Below are 18305 nucleotides of genomic sequence, written 5' to 3'. Positions count from 1 at the left end.
ACTTGTTGAGTATGGTTTGTGGTCGCACAAGATAGGAGATGGAAATGTTATCGAAAGGAAACACGGGCCTGATTGTGGTGGATGTTCAGGGCAAACTCGCTACATTAATGCATGAAAGCGACGCTCTGATTGAAAATATCACGAAACTGGTAAAGGGCGCCAAAGCACTAGATTTGCCTATTCTGTGGCTAGAACAGAATCCAGAAAAATTGGGTCCAACCGCGGAGCCGATTCGTGAAGTGCTTGAAAGCACGCATTTACCTATTACCAAGTACACGTTTGATGGTTGCAAAGAGGCGACGTTTAAGGTCGCGGTGGAGAACGCGAAAGTTGATACCTGGTTGGTTTGCGGTATTGAATCCCACATTTGCGTCTATCAAACCGCGGTTTCTCTGCGCCAGTCCGGTTATCGCGTTGAATTAGTCACGGATTGTGTATCTTCCCGAACCGCTGCCAATAAAGCGCTCGCTCTTGCGAAGTTAACCGCTAACGGTGTGGTACTCACTGGGCTAGAAATGTGTTTGTATGAAATGGTCGAAGATTGCCGAGCACCTGAATTCAAAGAAATTCTGGCGCTCATCAAATAGTGTAATCACTGGAATCAACAACAACTTTATCTGAACACGCTATTCAAATTCTCGTTGATATCTTGGCAACATCGACTCGTTGCCAAGTAACCCGCCTTGGTGAATGTAAATCACCGTTTTATCTGTGTTCTCTTCCAACCAAGGGGTGAGGCATTGCCACATATACGGGTCGTATAACAGGTCAAATTCGAGGTCGGTTTGCTCAAAGAGTGCTTTCCATGTGATGTAATCTTCTTCGTACAAGCGACCAAAATGGTGTTTGTTGCGTATGGTTAAAATGGTTGGGTGGCTGTTTTCACCGAGCTGGTTGAATTGCTCAGTTAAGTAATCTGCATCGCCTACGCAAGGGCAAGTTAGCACTTCAATGCCGTGTGGGCTTAAATGTTTATGAAGATATAAAGCCGTCGTGCCAGTACCTGATGGCAGGGCGACCGTAAACTGCTCTTTACCTCTCAATCGCGTCCAATCAAGAATTTCTCGTGCTAACTGTTTGATGCCAGCTTCAGCGAGGTGGGAACGTCCACCCTCTGGAATAAGCAATGTCGACTCATCTACTCTTCGTACCTGGTGGATGTATTCACTAGGGTGGAGTTCGCTACCGATGTCTTGCATGGCGGTGATTTTCATACCCAAATCGAGAGCGCCGCGATAGTTTCCGATGGGGGAGCTTTTTAGCCAAGATGGAATGTGATGAACATAAAACTCAAATGCCCAACCTTTAATCTGGGCGAGAGCCGCTAGCGAGTACATGGCATTAGATTGAGCGGAGCCAAAGCTTATTAACGTGGTGATGTCGGGATTTTGCTCTTCCATTAACGTCATAAACTTACGTGCTTTGTTCCCAGAAAAGTGGGAGTGGAGCATGTCGTCACGTTTAAGGAAAAATTTGCGCCCATTAAAGCTATGTTGGGTGATAGGACTTTCTGAGAGTTTCATGTCGATGCTGACGGAATAAACCGTGTCACCTTTGCCATTTAAAAAGGGCGCGTAGTGTAACGCCATTAAACCCAGATAAAAAGTCTGTGTTTCAGTACAACCATTTCGGTTATTCCTGATGCTCTGACGCAAGATTAATTACTGCCTCACAACCACCTTCTGGATGTGTACCAATCTTAAATTGCCAGCCATAGCGTTGGCACAAATCGTCCACAATCATCAAACCTAATCCGTGCCCATCAGAATGTGGAATGGTCGAAAAGCCTTCACCTTCATCGCGCACCGAGATGGTGTTTTCATCCATATTGATATGAATTGATCCCGAAGGTGTCGCAGCGATGCCGTTGCGAATCAGGTTGCCAAGAATAATGGTCAACACGGCATTGGTCGCGCGCGTTCTAGGGTTGCCGTCGATCTGTACATCAAAGCTGAGTGCTTTCTCATCCGCCTGAGCTTGGCTTTGGAAGATGATTTGGTTGAGTTCTTCTTCGGTGATGCTGCGCACTGGTGAATCATCTGCATTACGCTCGTAACGCACTAAGCCGAGTAGGGCATCTACCATGGTCGACATCTGCTGCGTTGCATCTTGAATTCGGTTCACTTGGCGGGTTTGGAAATCCGTGTTCGCACTTCTCGTCAGTAAGCTGCTTGAGCCTTTCATCACGGTTAATGGTGTACGCAGTTCATGGCTTGCGTATCGTGCAAAGGCCTGCTCGCGCTTGATGACTTGGTTGATTTTGTGGCGGTACTCATTCAACTCATCCGCAAGGGTTTGGAACTCTTTGGCCGAGCCCTCAGGCACACTAAAAGTTTGCGTGGCATCTCCTTGGTGATGGTCGAGTTGAGTTTTGAGCGCATTGACGGGTTCAATCAAGCGTTGTGATAAGCGCAGTAGCAGGCTACCAAACAGGAACACCAGCACGGCGACAATGGACAGCACCATAGCGACGACGAGAATGAATTCCTCTGAGGTGATCTCGATTTCATCAATCAAGGAAACCAGAATCACGGGATGCTCAACGCCTTTATAGGTGTAAGTGCTCATGTAAACCATGCGCGAGTATTCACCGTCTTCTACTTCATCAAGAAAGTGCTTTTGACCAATCAAGTATTTTTGGTAGCGCTCGGCAACCAATGAGATGTCGTTGTATGCGGTGGTGAGCAGGTCAAGCTGAATACTGCCTTGCTCTGGGTGGGACTGGAAATGTTCAATCGCTTCTTTTTTGTCGACCATAATACGACGCTCGCCCACGCGGTCTTCAGACCAAAGCAGGGAGCCGGTAATCAACAAAAAGCAGAAGATGCCAATCACGACCGACACAAAAGAGAAAAACAGAGCGAGTCGCCCTGTCATACTTTGTGTGCTTTGCGTGCTGGCAAGTAAGCGATTTATCATGCACCTGTCTCCAAGCGGAAGCCAACTTTCGGTACGGTGATCAGCACATGTTGTTCAAATGGCTTATCAAGTTGGTTGCGAAGTTGGTAAATGTGGCTGCGCAGAACGTCGTTGTTCGGCTCGTTCTCTTGCCAAAGTTGGAAGGCGATTTCTTCGCGTGTCACTACGTCTGGCGCGCTTTTCACAAGAATTTCCAGAATGGTGTAAGTGGTTGGGTTTAGCGCTAGCAGTTTATCTTGGCGGTAAGCTTTACGTGTTTTTTGGTCGATAGAAACTTCACCGTATTCCAACTTACTCGATGCGACAGTGCCACGGTAACGGCGGATCAGTGCCATCATACGCGCTTCTAGAATATCCAGATCGAAGGGTTTGGTCAGATAGTCATCGGCACCGTGTTGGAAGCCTTTGAGCATATCGTCACGGCTATCGAGCGCCGTCAGCATAAGTACCGGTGTGTTGTTGCCCGCGTCGCGAAGTTTATTACACATGGTCAGGCCATCCATGCGTGGCAGCATGAGGTCGAGCAAGATGATGTCGAAGGTGTTTTCCATCGCCAGCTTCAGGCCGAGCTCGCCGTTGTCTGCATAATCGAGTTCCATACCTGCACACTCAAAATAATCGAACAGCATGCCTGCGATTTCTCGATTATCTTCGACTAAAAGTACGCGTTTCATGTATTTCTCTCCAAGTGGGCGGGTTTTCGAAAATAAGACTTCGTCTTAACCGAACATTATTCACTAAGAACGTGAAAAAGATGTCAACAACATCTCTTTCACATTGATGTTTGTAGACTGGATTCATTCATCGGATTTAGTGGAAGAGTAGCATGTCAACCTTCAACATTCACGCTGCAACCTTTTCAAAGGTGAGCCAACACACTGAGCCTAAAACAGTTTTGTCTGTTGTGGTGCCATTCTTTAACGAGCAAGAAGTCTTGCCTGAATTTCATCGTCGTTTAGCCACCGTTTTGGATGAAATGCCAGAGCGTTGCGAAATCGTTTATGTGGACGACGGTAGCAAAGACGACAGCCTAATGATCGCGCAAAACTTTTCTCAATCTTCTAGCGACGTTCGTTGTATTGCACTAAGCCGTAACTTCGGCAAAGAGTCCGCCATGAGTGCGGGGCTGGAACACTGCCAAGGTGAAGCGGTGATCGTGATTGATGCTGACTTGCAAGACCCGCCGGAGTTAATCCCGCAAATGGTATCAAAATGGCGTGAAGGGTATGACGTGGTGAACATGCAGCGCAGTGAACGCCACGGCGAAACTTGGTTCAAACGCTTCTCGGCCGCTTGCTTTTACAAAGTGCTTAATAGCATGGCGAAATTGGATGTGCCGGAGAATGTGGGCGATTTCCGTCTACTGAGCGCAAAAGTGGTCAAACACATCAATGCGCTGCCAGAGCGTAACCGATACATGAAAGGCATTTTCTCTTGGCCGGGTTTCAAGCAAGTGACGGTTCAGTTTGAGCGTGACGCTCGTTTCTGTGGTGAAACCAAATGGAACTACCTCAAGCTGATTGGCCTTGCAATGGATGGCATTACCTCGTTTTCCATTCGTCCTTTGCGCTTAGCGACACTTGCTGGTGCGCTAGTGGCGTTCAGTGCCTTTATCTATGGCGCATTCATTGTGATGAAAACCGTTGTGTTTGGTGAGCCTGTCACTGGGTACCCATCCATGATGGTCGTCCAACTTGCATTGGGCGGTGTGCAACTGCTGTCGATTGGCCTTTTGGGCGAATACATTGGCCGCATTTTTGTCGAGACCAAGCAACGTCCTCTTTATCTTGTTCAGTCTGTTTACGAGCAGCCTGCAAAACATCAATCCATCCAAACCATGAAGTTTAAACTGGGAGAAACCGCGTAATCATGAGTATTAATAAAACCCATCTGTGGTTGTTGTTGGCGTTTGCTCTTTTACTCCGTCTTATTTCACTTGCCGCTTACCCTTTGATGGACACCACAGAAGCCCGCTACGGCGAAATGGCGCGCTTAATGGTGGAAACCGGCAATTGGCTTACCCCACAGTTTGATTACGGCGTGCCTTTTTGGGGGAAACCACCCCTGTTCACTTGGATGAGTGCTTATGGCATTGAGCTGTTTGGATTGAATGAATTTGCAGTGCGCGCACCTCATTGGTTGGCGGGGGTTGCGACAATTGTTTTTGTTGCTTTCATGGCGCATCGCGCAGGCTTTAATGCTGTCATCGCAGCGTTGGTATTGGCGACGTGTGGCATCTTTTCAATCGCGGCGGGCGCGGTGATGACAGACATGGCACTGACGTTGGCAATGACCATGGCGATGGTCGGTTTTTACTATTGCTGGCTTGGTAAAGACAAACACGACCGATTGTGGGGTTACCTCGGTTTCTTTGGCTTGGCTTGTGGGCTGTTAGCAAAAGGTCCAGTGGCGATCGTGATCATGGGCATCGCAGTATTTCCTTGGCTCGTGATTCAGCATGGTTTCTTTGGTGCCTTCAAAGCCTTGTGGCAGCGTTTTCCAATTGTGTCGGGGTTGGCGCTCATGCTGGCGATTGCTCTACCGTGGTACATCATGGCTGAAATGGCGACGCCTGGATTTATTGATTACTTCATTGTTGGCGAGCACTTTAAGCGTTTTGTTGTCAGCGGTTGGGAAGGGGACCTGTATGGCTCTGCTCATGATCAACCACGTGGGATGATCTGGGTATTCTGGCTGCAATCGGCTGCGCCTTGGTCAATTGTATTGCCTATCTTGGCGTGGAAACGTCGTAAGGTGCTCAAAGCCATTGAAACGGATCATCAAGGTTTATTTAGCTTCCTGATGTGTTGGCTGATTTCCCCAATGATCTTGTTCACCATGGCTGGGAATATTTTGCCTGCTTACGTGCTACCGGGTGTGCCTGCATTGGGTATCTTGATTGCGATGCTGGTGGATAAACACGATTTCAAATGGCTGACCGGAACGGCAGCGGTGTTGCCAGCGCTGCTTATGATTGCGATGTTGGTTTTGAATATGGGCAAAGCAGATAGCCGCAGCGACCGCATCATCTTCGCGCAAATTAATGACAACGCTCCAGTCTTCTACATTGGTAAGCGCCCGTTCTCAGGCCAGTTCTATAGTCATGGTCAGGCGAAAAAGCTTAAACATAAGAATGACTTAAACAATCTGAAGAAATTCCACCTGATTGGTAAATCGCAGCAAGTGGATAGCATGATTCATGAAAATGCGTTGAGCTGTACCAACGAGTTCACAGCAAAATCGAAACGCTCACTCTACACCTGTGTGGTTGGATAACGGAATGTGCAAATTAATACAACTTGCTTCGTTAGAAAGGTTTGCTTCGTTAACAAGGTTTGCTCTGGTAGGAGGTGTCGGCTTTATGGTCGACACCCTTATCTTTTCTGTGTTGTTCCATTGGTTTGGTCTGGAGCTGATGCTGGCTCATGGGATAGCATTTTTGTTTGCGGCAACCACGACGTGGCTTGGCAATCGCTGGCTGACTTTCTATCAAGCAGAAAAAACCAACCCTTTCGCTCAATGGCAAAAATTTATGGCGAGTGTCTTTATCAGTGCTTTGCCGAACTTTATTGTGTTCAAAGGCGTAACGCTCGCGCTAGGAACGCAAGGGGTGATGGTCTATTTGGCTTTGATCTTAGGCATATTGGCAGGCATGGTGAGTAATTATTTGCTCAGTGCAAAATGGGTGTTTAGTTGAGGATAGAAAGGTTCGGGCTTACTATCCTATCCTCGAGTTAAAAATTCGTTATTTGAACCAATTTTTCTTTTTGTACATCAGAGTAAACCTAAAGCTTTTCATGGGGTATGTAAAAAGGTAAATAAGCCAAGGTTTATACCTTGGCTGCCGTTAGTTCAGATTTTGATTGTTCGATTTCAAACTCGGTTTGCCACTTGCCGTTGTAAAGATACTTACACTCTGGGAGTGGCGCTTTCGCATCCCTTAAATCAAACACTTCATTGGTAGGGTATTCTCGATAATAAGCGGGAGTCGTAAAAAGTCTAGGTTCAGGCTTCGCTTCAAACAGCTTTTTATGATCATTGACCTCTTTACAATCCAGTTTGTAGACCTCTGACAGTTGCGTGACCATGGATTCTAATTCCGCTTCATTTTTAAAGAAAATGTAACAATAAAATCGTCCCTGTGAGCGAAAAGTAATCTCCTGAGCAGTATCTTGGTATTCGCACCTGTCATACTTAAAAAAGAACTTAATTACTTTCCTTTTCTTATTGTAATCAGCAAAGAGCCAGTCTTCACGTTCTCCGACCCTCACTTCTGTTGGTTCATCAGGCTGACGTTTAAGCATTTTAAAGGATACTAATATAAAAGCACCAGCGCCTGCTAACGCCATCGGGCCAACCACCGCAACCATCACCACACACACCACAGCACCTATCCAGCCAACGGCTTGCGTGGCGGTATTCACCCAGTTAGGCATGTTGCGACGTTTCTTCATCACAAAGCCTTTGTCAGAAAAAATATAGTCATAGCGATAGTCGAGGCCAATCGTAAGGTAAAAGGCTCCAGACACCATCACCGACAAAATAAAAGAAAAAATAGTTACGTCAACCGTGTCACTCGTGTGTATAAACAAAGTTAATAGGAATGGAGCGATCACAAATGGAAGCGCAAAAAGTTTAAAGTAATAGCGAAATGGTTCCTCTACATCATACTTGTGCCATGTTCTGACATTATCGCCTGCGAGTATTTCTTGCTCTTGCGCCTCTTGATAAACTGCCAATTCTTTTGGGGTGATATAAAATGGTGAATATGCCAAGAACTAATCCTTATTTATAAGTGGATAAAGATTATCCGAGTCTTCTAGTTGCTGTAATGTTTTTGGTGTGATGCAAAGAGATTCTTCTCTAGCAAACTTAGTTGCGAAGAATGGTAGGTAGCCTTCGGGGGAACGAGAGCACTCTTTCAGTCCAGCATTGTCATATCGTGTTTGATAAATCCAAGGGGTAATTAGAGTCAATACGATAGAAACAGCAAGAGAACCTAAGATCAAATATTGTAAGCCGTTTCCATATACTTGATCCCAGCGTTTCTTTTTAAATGCAAAAAACAAAGCACTGATTAACCCTCCAAGTAATACGAAGCCAAATGGAATCATCGCTAAGTCAAACCTTGAGTAAACCGCAACGTCTCCAATTTGGGAAGTTAGCGCTGAGATTTTTTGATATCCAAAGTAAAAACAGAAGCTCGTTAAGCCAGCAAGGAGCAATAAACCACTTAAATACATAAATTGACTAACCAGAAGTTTAGGCTTGGTTTGTGTACCTTATGTTTTTGCATTCTCAAAAACATAAGGTACGGGGGCAGGTTGATACCTGGAGCCCTTTTTTTAGTGCTTGTTGTGAACTATAAAACGGAAGTAGCTTGCTGTTCACCTGCCGCTTTTAAGCGTTCGATTTCAGATTCCGTTTGCCACTTGCCGTTGTAAATACGTCGCCATTCAGGAAGTGGGGCGTTTTTAGCTCTCAGGTCAAAGGTATCGGCTACCGGAAATTCAAGGCTGCGAGAAGGGATATCTTCAATTCGAGGTTCAGGTCTTCCTTCAAAAAACGCTTTATGGTCTGGAAAATCAATACATTCAATGTCGTATTTGTTTGAAAGGGTCTCTAGCATTGCATCTAGGTCTTGAACAGTCCTAAAGAATATGTAGCTATAACCACGAGTTTGAGCTCTGAAGATGGTATGCTTCTCTAGGCTCCATTTAGAACACTCGTCATACTTGTGGTAGAAGCGAATCACTTTACGCTTTTTGTTGTAGTAGGCGAACAGCCAATCTTCTGTCTCTGCTACTCGAACTTCCGTAGGTTCGTCAGGCTGACGATTTAGCATACGAAATGAAACCAGTATAAACCCTCCAGCACCGACAAGAACCATGGGCCCAGCAATACCTACCATTACTACACAAACTATAGCACCAACCCAGCCCATGACCTGCGTTGCTGAGTTTACCCAATTAGGTAAATCACGTCGCTTTTTTATCACTAAGCCGTTGTCGGACAAGGTGTAGTCATAGCGATTGTCTAAACCAAAAGTCAAATAGGACACTCCAGACATGATTATCGTCAGACCCGATAAAATGTAAGTTAAGATCATTTCACTACTATCATGTAGGAAATAGGTAAGGAAAAATAATGGGCTAACTGCGGCTATAGCAATCGATAAATATAAGTATCGAAAAGGTTCCTCAATATCGTGCTTGTGCCAGGTTGCAAGATCTTTCCCCTTTAGAATTTGTTGCTCTTGTTCTTCTTGGTAGGCCGAAAGTTCGTCTGGCGTGATGTAAAAAGGTAAATAAGCCAAGGGTTACTCCTGTAAGCTAAGTTCACTAGCATCAGAAGTTAATGAACTTCTGATCGTTGCTTGTTTAGTATTGTCTGAAATCGCCGTATAAGTTGCACGCTGTTTTGCATTATTTTGGAACCAGTACTTACGGCTTAATTCGTTTTTATCATCAAGGATGTATTCAATCTCAAATGCTAGATAGTTAGCTGAGTCTTTCATTGGTAAAGTTAATTTATAGACGCTTTGAGAATCTGAGGAATCCGTTGAACTATTCAACGTTTCTAGATTTACTCCAGTGTACCAAGCTCCCGACATCAGTCCCTCCTCTGTTACAGAAGTATTTGTCCGAAGTTTTATGCCATCTCTTGCATTATTGGTGGGAACTTGGATATGTAGCTCAATACCAAACAATTCTTGTTTTGCTGCTGGGTACTGTGTTGATGAATTCGGAACGGTACGCATCATTGGTGTTTGGCAGATTAAAGGTTTATCCATTATGGTTTTTAACTCAAAAAGGGCCTCTTGTACTAAAGAAGAATTATGCTTTTCTCTCTTTACCAAGCTTGAGGATTGACTCCAACGTGCTTTATCTGGGTGATAGCCCCAAGGAAGTTTATCTAACCATTTTTGATAATCGTCTTGTTTAAGTTTACTCATGATATGATTACTAAGAAGGTAAACCGCAGTGAGTCCCATAATGACAAACATTACTGGTCCTCCAAAGAGAACGTTTGCCGACCATATACCTGTTATTCCACCAATGGCCTGAAAGGCACCAACGACCGTTAATCCGACCAACGACGAAAAGTTAAAATACCCAGCGATTCTTGCATCTCTTTCTAGGTCATCGATGCTATTTAAAACACGATAAGCCTCTATTCCTGACGCTAGTGCACCTATGATCCCAGTAACTGCAAGCCATTTATTGAAGGTTTTTATGTCGTCTATTATTAGGTGCTCGAAACCATCGGCTTGATCTGCAATTAGCTTTTTAAGCCTTATCCGTGAGTGTGCTCTGAGTTGGGCTTCACCTTTCACGCTATCCCATAGCTTACCGGTGCGAATTCCCGTCCAAGCGTTTACTGTATAAAAAAGCTTTTGCTGAATATCCAAAAATTCATCTGAGGACATTAACCCCGTGTCTTGGATACTACTCATGGCATCACCAAGCGCGATGCAGTTGAATATTAGTGCTAAAAAGCCTAGGCCACCTGCATTCTCGAACAGTTTATTCAAATCATCGAGCTTATTCATAGCGATCCGAGTTCTAAGCTCGACGGTTCTTTGCGGTAGATCATCGGGTAATTCAATATATTGTGGGTACTCCAATGTAGTTACAGCGAGTGCCTTCTTAATTCTCTTTTTATTTTTTAAAGCTGTTGTGTATTTAGAGTCGGCTTTGCGGTTGTTCTTCTGGAAGTCAGCAATGACCGCATCGTTTTTCTTGAGCTCACTTAGGTAATCATTTACGCGTGTTTTCCATTTTTTAAAATCGCGAGCGTAGCTTTCATTTACAGTCACCGGCATATTGTGTGCCATATGCTCTGCAATAACGGCTAACAAATAATAGCTCTGACGGTTCAGAGGTTTAGCGAAAACAGGCATCAGTAAAATCGATGCTTGTGAAGTCATGCTAACGCCAAACTCTAAAACTCCTTTTGCAAGTGCACCTATTGCAGATTTAAAGATAATGTCCAGCTCTTGGAAACCTTTGGCGATATCCTTGAGAAAGTCCGTTTCCGCAGTGTTTGGGTTGGAAACAAAGTCCATGATCTTAGAGTACATATTCACGCGGTTGCTTGTATCAGATATCTGGTCCATCAACTGATTATCAGGTTCAGGATTGTCTGAGACGATCGACTGTTCATCAAGCGCCTCTGTAATATTCTTCTCCATCACTTTAAATAAACTACGACTAAACCCTGAGGCATAGAGAGCAAGTAAACTGGTTGGTTTTTCCCATTGGCTTTCAGCCCACTGTCGGTCTTCTTCTTGCATCACCAGAGTAAATGACTCAACGGCTTGCTTGTGCAGTTGATACAAGCTGTACTGCGTGTCTTCGCTGTATAGGTCGAAGGTTCTCTCAAGATGATGAGGTGTCAAAGATTCCATTACAGCAATAAAGTCGCGTTTGACCGAAACCACTTGGGCTAGCATGGTTTCTTTTTGTTCTGACAGCTCTTGCATCTCGCTCAGCATTTGCTTCCAGTTGAGCTGCTGACGCCAGCGTTCAGTCGCTATCCATTGTTCGTATTTACCAAAACGGCTCGCAGAAATTCGATATTTGTCCTGTATCGCTTTAGCAATGTCACTTTGGGTATGTTGGTGTGATTCAATCGCTCCAGCGGAAAATTTAGCAGGATAGCCGGACTGAACTGAGCTTTTGTTCTGCTCTGCCAAATCAAGTTGGTGAGAGGAGTCATAATAGTCAGCCATGTCGGTATAAAACGACAGCTCTTCGCCGTTACGCTTAACGCTAGCTGGCATGTCTATCTCGTCACTTGCACCAAACATACACAGTTGCATGGCGGTCTGCATCAAGTTCCACTGGTTTGAAAACTGGTCAGTGAAAAGGCGGTAAGGGCTTGCGGCACCAACAAAATGCAGTGACATATCTTGAATGTCTGCGGCGTAATCTTTTATCGCGACGAAGTAGCCTGATTCTTCTTCTGGAATCGCAGAGGTTAAATCGCTTTCGACTGCGACAGGTTTAAAGACAGAACCATCTTCATCTGCTTTGGTGGCGATGCCAGAATCCGCAAAGCGACCATCATCGACGGCAGAAGATTCAATATCAGCGACTTGGGTTAACTTATCTATTGGTGCAATGTTGTGCTGATTCTCGTTTGAGGACAGAACAATGGTTTGCATGCGATCGATATGATTACTCGGATTGTTAAGTACGCGCATGAACGTGTGCCATGTCCACCGGTGCTCAGAGAAGCAAATCGATAGTACGCTTCCGTTGACGTAAGTAAGGAAGGGCTTTGCATCTTGTGGTGTCCCACGCTGCTCTGATTTTGGGCTTTCTGATTCTCCCAACTTATAGAGCGTGAATTGCGTTCCTTTGATTTCGTATTCGTCTAAGCTTTTGTTGATTGCATCATAGACATACAGCCAACCGTCGCGCAGTTGACGCAGGGTGTAACCAACGGTATTGAGTTTGGCTGGGCCTTGGCCTTTCCATTCTTCAGGCAAACCAAAAGGTTGTGTCTCTTCTGTTTCTAGCTGATCGATGGCATAGCGGACTGGGATAAAGTGCGCAGGTGATGCTTCCGTTGCTTCCTTCTCAGTTTTTAAATTGAGAGGCTCTGGTTCAGACGGCGGTGGCGGATCGATTTTTTTTGTTTCTCCCTCCCAAAACATACTGCGCTCTGGGGGTGAGCCAGCAAGATCATCGGATTCCGTGGTTGGAACGATATTCAGCGATTTCAGTGTACCATCGCTTTCAAATGCCTGAACGGCCTCCTCATAGGTATAGCTGTTGTCATACCAGAACATAGAAGTTTTTGGGGGAAGTGGATTATTCATCGTTAGCCCATGTTTAAGAGTTTTACTCTGTTACGCAAATATCGCACCAAAATAAAGCTATTAAAAATCAATGAGTTAGTTTTTTATGGTTTTGCGTCAATCAAATAATTGTTTGTTTTTCCAATAAGTTGGTTGGTGTTTACCATTTTTTGTATTGATTGAATCAAAGTTTGAGTTGTGAGTGATGCCTCAATGAGCCGACAAAACAAAAGGGCTCCAGAGTTACCTCTGGAGCCCTTTCTAGTATTTAAGTGCTAAAGAGTTAGCGACGCTTTGGTTTACGTTGACCAGCTGGTTTGCCTTGTCCTTGTGGGCGACCTTGGCCTTGCGGCTTGCTACCTGCCGGGCGGTTTGCACCGTTGCCGCTAGGACGTTGGCCGTTGCTTGCAGGGCGTTGACCACCTGTAGCTTTACCCGAACCGTTACGGTTGCCAGATGGTTTACCATCTTTTGAACCGCCTTCAGAACGTTTGTTCAAATGACCACCGAAGCCTGGTTGGTTTTTGGTATGTTTGGTTGCAAAGCGGTTTGCCCCGTGACGACCAGATTTACGACGTTGCGCAGGTGTTTGTGCTTCAATGTCTTCTGCAGGAACGAGACAGCCTTGTTTGTCACCAATCAAATGTTTTTTACCCATACTGATTAGGGCTTCACGGATCATTGGCCAGTTTGCTGGATCGTGATAACGCAACAGCGCTTTATGCAGGCGACGTTGACGTTCACCTTTTGCTACAGGTACATCTTCACGTTTTTTGTACTTCACGCGTTTCAGAGGGTTTGTCTCTGAGTAGTACATCGACGTTGCGTTACACATTGGCGAAGGGTAGAAGTTTTGTACTTGATCACATTCGAAGTTGTTCTTTTTCAGCCACAGAGCAAGGTTCAGCATGTCTTCGTCTTCTGTGCCTGGGTGCGCAGAGATAAAATAAGGGATTAAGTACTGCTTCTTGCCTGCTTCTGCACTGTATTTCTCGAACATCTCTTTAAAGCGATCGTACGTACCCATGCCTGGCTTCATCATCAGATCAAGAGGACCTTTCTCTGTATGTTCCGGTGCAATCTTCAAGTAACCGCCTACGTGGTGAGTCACGAGCTCTTTCACGTATTCTGGTGATTCAATCGCAAGGTCGTAACGTACGCCAGATGCAACCATCACTTTCTTCACGCCTTCAACTTTACGCGCTTCGCGGTATAAATCGATCGTGTGTTTGTGGTCTGTGTTTAGCTTGTTACAGATGCCCGGGAATACACAAGAAGGACGACGACAGTTCGCTTCCGCTTTTGGATCTTTACAGCCCAGGCGGTACATGTTTGCAGTCGGGCCACCAAGATCGGAAATTGTGCCGGTAAAGCCTGGAACTTTGTCGCGAATTTCTTCAATCTCGTTGATGATAGACTCTTTCGAACGGTTTTGAATGATTCGACCTTCATGCTCGGTAATCGAACAGAAAGAACAGCCACCAAAGCAACCACGCATGATGTTCACAGACGTCTTGATCATGTCGTACGCAGGAATTTTTGCTTTGCCGTACATAGGATGAGGAACACGCGCGTAAGGCAGGCCAAACACAAAGTCCATCTCTTCGGTCGTCAATGGAATTGGAGCTTGGTTTACCCAAAGTTCACGATCACCATGGCTTTGAAGTAACGCTCGACCAGAGTACGGGTTCGTTTCTAAATGCAGTACACGGCTTGCATGCGCATAAAGAATGCGATCGTTTCTTAGCTTTTCAAACGAAGGTAAACGGACCGCAGTCGTCGCAGCATCGTGGCGTGATGGGCGAATTGTGATTGGTTGTGCAACTGGCTCGTCTTTTTTAGTTTCACACTGAGTTTCTACTTCGTATGGGTTCTTTGGTACGAACGCTTCTTTACGAGGTTTTTCAATGCGAGAAGAATCAATAACCGTGTAGCCTTCTGGTGCAGCTGGCAAGTTCACGGCAGTACCACGAATATTGGTCATGGTGCTGATGTCTTCGCCGTTTGCGATGCGATGTGCTACTTCGACAAGTGCGCGCTCTGCGTTACCAAAAAGTAGGATGTCTGCTTTTGCATCAAACAGTACAGAACGGCGAACTTTATCTGACCAGTAATCGTAGTGTGCAACACGGCGTAGGCTAGCTTCGATACCACCTAAAACAATAGGTACTTCTTTGTATGCCTCACGACAACGTTGAGAGTAAACCAACGTTGCTCGGTCTGGGCGTTTACCACCTTCGTTATTCGGTGTGTACGCGTCATCGTGACGAAGCTTTTTATCCGCGGTGTAACGGTTGATCATGGAGTCCATGTTACCCGCAGTGATCCCGAAGAACAGATTTGGCTTACCAAGTTGCATGAACGCATCTTTATTTTGCCATTCTGGTTGAGCAATGATACCGACACGGAAACCTTGTGCTTCTAGCAGGCGGCCAATGATAGCCATACCAAAGCTTGGGTGATCCACATAAGCGTCACCGGTTACAATGATAATGTCACAGCTATCCCATCCTAGGGCATCCATTTCTTTGCGACTGGTCGGCAAGAAAGGTGCCGTACCAAAACACTCTGCCCAGTATTTTTTGTACTCATGAATAGGAGTGATGTTATTGGTCATATTTTGCTCTCTGTTCCAGGGAGCGCGAATTATAGCGATTTGATTATCAGGTATCTATAACAAACTCATCTATTCAAGCTTAGTTCATCGAGTTTTATTTGGTTTGTAAAAATATCAATGCTCTATCGGCGATTTTCTGTCTAATTTCACCTTGAAAGCCTCATGGTTATAGATCGGTTCATGAAAAATGTCGCAATCTTAATACAAAGCATAAGCAATGGTGTGCTTATATGGGGTAAAGCCTATAATCAAATTGGTGCATATTAAATACAAAAGGCTGAGCTGCTCTGGAAATAGTTCTAAGTCGATAGGCTTATCGTTGACACAATCCATCTATAAAGAGGATCGGCAGGTCCCAACTGGAATGTCGCGAATTGACTGTGAATTTTGAGCCTTGGGCTAATTACAAAAAAAGGGGCTAGGGTATGAGTGAATCTACGACAACAGTGCATCCAAAAATGCAAACGACTTCCAGTCTAACTCCTGTTATAGAGTGGTCTTACGATATTGATACTCGCGAGTTCGAATGTGATCAGCAAGGAATGGCAAAGGCATTTGGGATAAGTACGCCAGTAACCAGCCTAAATAACTTGTTTGATCATATGCTGATGGGGCAACAAGAAACGCTAAAACAACGAATTCTAGAAGTGGAACTCTTTGGCGGACGGGGGCGGTTTTCTTGTTGCATGATGCTAAAAAACGTTAACTTAGTGCACGTTACTATTAGTTTTGAAAGGCTCAATAAGCGCATTATCCAAGGCACTATCATTCCACAATTAACAATCACTGGTTGCGAGGAGTTAGCGAAAATTCTCGAAACGATTTTTGATTTGCCAAATGTAGGCGTTTTAGTTGCCGATGAAGATACGCGCATTTTAGGTTGTAACCGCGCCTTTGAGTTACAAATGGGCTATCAAAACCGAGATCTGGTTGGGCTTAAAACTCATATATTCAGTACCTCTCACCATAGCCAAGCGTTTTATGATCAGCTGTGGCAGCAAATTAATGATGAAGGATGTTGGTGTGGTAACTTGCTGAGCAAAACAGCAAACGGTAGCAACCAAGCTCATCATCTTTGTATTTACCGACTTACGTTTCACTCTGGACGAATTCTTTATCTCGGATTTTCTACGGATATTTCTGCTTCGTTGTTGTGGATGAAAAATCGTTGTGAACAACAGCATGATTGGGCTGCCTTTTTACCGACGAGGAAAGAATTTGAACTCCAATTAGCTACCTTAGCGAATGAAAGCAGAAATAAAGAACTCAACATTGTTATGACACTAAGACCCAAGTTTTCGGAGAGATACTTGCTTGAACAGCAATTAGGTTTTGCAGATTTTATTATGCGAAGTCGCTACACCAGTATTGCGGGGCAGTTATCTCGGGATGTGTTTGTCGTATGCTTGCAGACCCCTCATTGTCAATGGTTGAGCCCGGTTCGTTTGATCCAAATTGCCATGAAAGGGTTCTTTAATGAGCTTAGAAATGAAATGGGCACAAAAATGCATGCCACTATCGTTAAAGGCCAAACTGGTGTGTCAATCCTTGGCTATGATACGAACCGACCAAGACAAGCGCTAGCACATGCAGCGCAAGCAATGTTGTCCTCTATTTCCGGTGAAGGCAGCTATTTCAACTTTTACGACAGTGAACTTCACTCTGAATTAGTGAAGCGCCAACATCTCGAGGCGTTTTTGGAGGCGCAAATAGAGAGTGGGCTAGTGGACGTTTACTTTCAACCGATTATCGACGTTCAAACCGGAAGCGTGGTTAAGTTCGAGGCTCTCGCACGCTTCTATGATGAAAATGATGCGTATTGTACGCAAAAGATGATCGCTATTATTGAAGATCTAGAACTCATAGCGGCACTTGATGATGTGGTCTGCCAAGCTGCGTTGAAGCACTTTCCGCGCTTACAAGAAATTTATGGCGAGGAAGTGGGCGTGACCATCAATCGCTCCCTCAATACGAAATTGGATTCTCTTCAGATCCTTCAGCGGTCGCATGATTTGATTAAAGCCAGTGGTGTAGACCCTAAGCGAGTAACTATCGAGCTAACAGAAACCGCGTATTTTGAACAAGATGAGGAGCATACTCGAGCTCTAGAGGAAGTGCGGAAAGAGGGCATTGAGATCGCGATTGATGACTTCGGTACTGGGTATTCTTCTTTTTCTTATCTAGAAAAAGGGCAGTTTGATTTACTGAAAATAGACCGAAAATTCGTTAAGAACATTCATAAAGGGAGCACCAGCTATAACATTGTGAAAATGGTCACCGAGCTTGCACAGCAAATGAATGTAAAAGTGGTTGCTGAAGGCGTGGAATCTAAGCAAGAACTTCAAGTATTGGCAGAAATCGGTGTCGATTACATGCAGGGCTTTCTATTTTCTGCTGCCGTGCCTGTCGATTTGATGGATAAAGCGGACAGTTATGAGCATCTGTTCTCTGACATCGCGATTGAGTCTAAGCAAAGTGATGTGTTGCAATCTGTGAGCCATGAACAAGTCAGGTCTATGGACCCTGGAGAACCGCTCTCCTTGGCAGTGGAGTACATGAATTTGAATCCAAGCTTGCCTTTAGTTGTTCTCAATGAAAATCGTTGTGTTGGGTTAATTACGAAAGAGACGGTGAATTTACACCTAACGCCCTCGATGGGCACAGAGCGAGAAACTGAACGAGAAAGCCGAATTTGGAAACGTCCTGTTAATCAGATAATGAGCACCGAATTTGTGTTGGTTGATGAGGATTTACCTGTCTCTGTTATTCGAGAGTTGGTTAAAACCGGGATTCGTTTCCCTTGGGTACTGTGTAATACCAAAGAAGAGTACCGTGGAGTTTTAACGCAGGAAGACGCGTTGAAGTATCTTGCTTCTCTGTGAATAAAATTGTCTTACCGTTTTAGCTCATTTGGGGGCCGACTTTCGGTGGTTTGGCGATAGTTGATTTGATATTATCGCC

13 protein-coding genes are annotated in these 18305 nt (G+C 44.9%); 5 read left to right on the top strand and 8 right to left on the bottom strand.

Annotated elements, in window-relative coordinates; genetic code table 11:
* Positions 1-44 precede the first annotated feature (44 nt).
* Positions 45-587 carry a hydrolase gene (locus R7Q38_RS06325; RefSeq protein ID WP_054701260.1) on the top strand — a complete coding sequence of 181 codons (543 nt, stop codon included), beginning with the start codon at positions 45-47 and terminating at the stop codon, positions 585-587.
* 39 nt (positions 588-626) lie between these two features.
* On the opposite strand, the gene R7Q38_RS06320 is transcribed toward R7Q38_RS06325, so the two are convergent.
* The 3 genes from R7Q38_RS06320 to R7Q38_RS06310 form a co-directional block, all read right to left on the bottom strand.
* Positions 627-1523, bottom strand: a complete 897-nt coding sequence (locus R7Q38_RS06320) for a 1-aminocyclopropane-1-carboxylate deaminase/D-cysteine desulfhydrase (RefSeq protein WP_180772904.1) — start codon at positions 1521-1523, stop codon at positions 627-629.
* A 109-nt stretch (positions 1524-1632) separates the two neighbouring features.
* Complete coding sequence (locus R7Q38_RS06315; RefSeq protein WP_318114164.1) at positions 1633-2919, bottom strand: HAMP domain-containing sensor histidine kinase; 1287 nt, start codon at positions 2917-2919, stop codon at positions 1633-1635.
* Positions 2916-3593, bottom strand: a complete 678-nt coding sequence (locus R7Q38_RS06310) for a response regulator transcription factor (RefSeq protein ID WP_318114163.1) — start codon at positions 3591-3593, stop codon at positions 2916-2918. Before R7Q38_RS06310 ends, R7Q38_RS06315 begins: the two co-directional genes overlap by 4 nt.
* Positions 3594-3745: 152 nt before the next feature.
* Here R7Q38_RS06310 and R7Q38_RS06305 point away from each other — a divergent pair, with 152 nt between their 5' ends.
* The 3 genes from R7Q38_RS06305 to R7Q38_RS06295 are packed head-to-tail and all read left to right on the top strand — an operon-like array spanning position 3746 to position 6616.
* On the top strand, positions 3746-4786 hold the full coding sequence (locus R7Q38_RS06305; RefSeq protein WP_258497528.1) for a glycosyltransferase family 2 protein: 1041 nt from the start codon (positions 3746-3748) through the stop codon (positions 4784-4786).
* Between the two features lie 2 nt (positions 4787-4788).
* Complete coding sequence (locus R7Q38_RS06300) at positions 4789-6195, top strand: ArnT family glycosyltransferase (RefSeq protein WP_182016750.1); 1407 nt, start codon at positions 4789-4791, stop codon at positions 6193-6195.
* Positions 6196-6199: 4 nt separating this feature from the next.
* Positions 6200-6616, top strand: a complete 417-nt coding sequence (locus R7Q38_RS06295) for a GtrA family protein (RefSeq protein ID WP_239938493.1) — start codon at positions 6200-6202, stop codon at positions 6614-6616.
* A 133-nt stretch (positions 6617-6749) separates the two neighbouring features.
* Here the strand turns inward: R7Q38_RS06295 and R7Q38_RS06290 are convergent, their stop codons facing one another.
* The 5 genes from R7Q38_RS06290 to R7Q38_RS06270 form a co-directional block, all read right to left on the bottom strand.
* Positions 6750-7694 (bottom strand): hypothetical protein, encoded by a 945-nt coding sequence (locus R7Q38_RS06290; RefSeq protein ID WP_239938492.1) that lies wholly within the window; start codon positions 7692-7694, stop codon positions 6750-6752.
* Between the two features lie 3 nt (positions 7695-7697).
* A complete protein-coding gene (locus R7Q38_RS06285) occupies positions 7698-8162 on the bottom strand; it encodes a DUF2079 domain-containing protein (RefSeq protein ID WP_182016748.1) in 465 nt (154 codons plus the stop codon).
* A 119-nt stretch (positions 8163-8281) separates the two neighbouring features.
* Complete coding sequence (locus tag R7Q38_RS06280; RefSeq protein WP_182016746.1) at positions 8282-9235, bottom strand: hypothetical protein; 954 nt, start codon at positions 9233-9235, stop codon at positions 8282-8284.
* Positions 9236-9238: 3 nt separating this feature from the next.
* Complete coding sequence (locus tag R7Q38_RS06275; RefSeq protein WP_239938491.1) at positions 9239-12748, bottom strand: T6SS effector BTH_I2691 family protein; 3510 nt, start codon at positions 12746-12748, stop codon at positions 9239-9241.
* A 262-nt stretch (positions 12749-13010) separates the two neighbouring features.
* A complete protein-coding gene (locus R7Q38_RS06270; RefSeq protein WP_205461175.1) occupies positions 13011-15344 on the bottom strand; it encodes a YgiQ family radical SAM protein in 2334 nt (777 codons plus the stop codon).
* A 425-nt stretch (positions 15345-15769) separates the two neighbouring features.
* Here R7Q38_RS06270 and R7Q38_RS06265 point away from each other — a divergent pair, with 425 nt between their 5' ends.
* Positions 15770-18226 carry an EAL domain-containing protein gene (locus R7Q38_RS06265; RefSeq protein WP_213970698.1) on the top strand — a complete coding sequence of 819 codons (2457 nt, stop codon included), beginning with the start codon at positions 15770-15772 and terminating at the stop codon, positions 18224-18226.
* The last annotated feature ends 79 nt before the right edge of the window (positions 18227-18305 follow it).

Source organism: Vibrio sp. Vb0598 (genome assembly GCF_033338935.1).
In the GTDB taxonomy this organism is placed as follows: domain Bacteria; phylum Pseudomonadota; class Gammaproteobacteria; order Enterobacterales; family Vibrionaceae; genus Vibrio; species Vibrio alginolyticus.
Note: the sequence above shows the minus strand (reverse complement) of the source record. Positions and strands in the feature narration are given on the sequence as shown.

Bases quoted from the DNA above. Each gene is read 5' to 3' on its own strand.
- R7Q38_RS06325 (WP_054701260.1), top strand. From the start codon at position 45: ATGTTATCGAAAGGAAACACGGGCCTGATTGTGGTGGATGTTCAGGGC.
- R7Q38_RS06320 (WP_180772904.1), bottom strand. From the start codon at position 1,523: ATGAAACTCTCAGAAAGTCCTATCACCCAACATAGCTTTAATGGGCGC.
- R7Q38_RS06315 (WP_318114164.1), bottom strand. From the start codon at position 2,919: ATGATAAATCGCTTACTTGCCAGCACGCAAAGCACACAAAGTATGACA.
- R7Q38_RS06310 (WP_318114163.1), bottom strand. From the start codon at position 3,593: ATGAAACGCGTACTTTTAGTCGAAGATAATCGAGAAATCGCAGGCATG.
- R7Q38_RS06305 (WP_258497528.1), top strand. From the start codon at position 3,746: ATGTCAACCTTCAACATTCACGCTGCAACCTTTTCAAAGGTGAGCCAA.
- R7Q38_RS06300 (WP_182016750.1), top strand. From the start codon at position 4,789: ATGAGTATTAATAAAACCCATCTGTGGTTGTTGTTGGCGTTTGCTCTT.
- R7Q38_RS06295 (WP_239938493.1), top strand. From the start codon at position 6,200: ATGTGCAAATTAATACAACTTGCTTCGTTAGAAAGGTTTGCTTCGTTA.
- R7Q38_RS06285 (WP_182016748.1), bottom strand. From the start codon at position 8,162: ATGTATTTAAGTGGTTTATTGCTCCTTGCTGGCTTAACGAGCTTCTGT.
- R7Q38_RS06275 (WP_239938491.1), bottom strand. From the start codon at position 12,748: ATGAATAATCCACTTCCCCCAAAAACTTCTATGTTCTGGTATGACAAC.
- R7Q38_RS06270 (WP_205461175.1), bottom strand. From the start codon at position 15,344: ATGACCAATAACATCACTCCTATTCATGAGTACAAAAAATACTGGGCA.
- R7Q38_RS06265 (WP_213970698.1), top strand. From the start codon at position 15,770: ATGAGTGAATCTACGACAACAGTGCATCCAAAAATGCAAACGACTTCC.